Source organism: Streptomyces bugieae (genome assembly GCF_036352915.1).
GTDB lineage: Bacteria > Actinomycetota > Actinomycetes > Streptomycetales > Streptomycetaceae > Streptomyces > Streptomyces endophytica.
This window is the reverse complement of record NZ_JAZBJP010000125.1, coordinates 1-471: the sequence shown is the minus strand read 5'-3', so window position 1 is coordinate 471 and position 471 is coordinate 1. Positions and strand designations below refer to the sequence as shown.

The 471-nt window shown below is 66.9% G+C and carries 1 protein-coding gene; it reads left to right on the top strand.

The genetic code is table 11. From position 1 onward, the window contains the following. Nucleotides 1–80 precede the first annotated feature (80 nt). A partial coding sequence (locus tag V2J85_RS40495; protein ID WP_330824374.1) for a dTDP-4-dehydrorhamnose 3,5-epimerase family protein occupies nt 81–471 on the top strand: 391 nt, incomplete at its 3' end.

Sequence of the window (471 nt, the reverse complement as noted above, 5' to 3'; positions counted from 1 at the left end):
ATCGACTGGTACCGCAACAACGAATCCTGGTGGGGCCCTTTGAAAGATGCGGTAGAAGGCGCGTATGCGGAGCGCGGCCAGTGACCGCACGCGAACTGACCATCCCCGGCGCGTGGGAGATCACACCCAAGCTGCACGGCGACGCGCGCGGGCTGTTCTTCGAATGGTTCACCGACGCCGGATTCACCGAGATGACCGGGCACCGCTTCGACCTGCGGCAGGCCAATTGCTCGGTGTCGGCGGCCGGGGTGCTGCGCGGTGTCCACTTCGCCGAACTGCCGCCCAGCCAGGCAAAGTACGTGACGTGTGTGCGCGGGGCCGTGCTCGACGTGGTGGTCGACATCCGGGTGGGCTCCCCGACTTTCGGGCAGTGGGATTCCGTGCTGCTCGACGACCACGACCGGCGTTCGGTGTACCTGTCCGAGGGGCTCGGTCACGCCTTCCTGTCGCTGCAGGACGGCTCGACGGTGA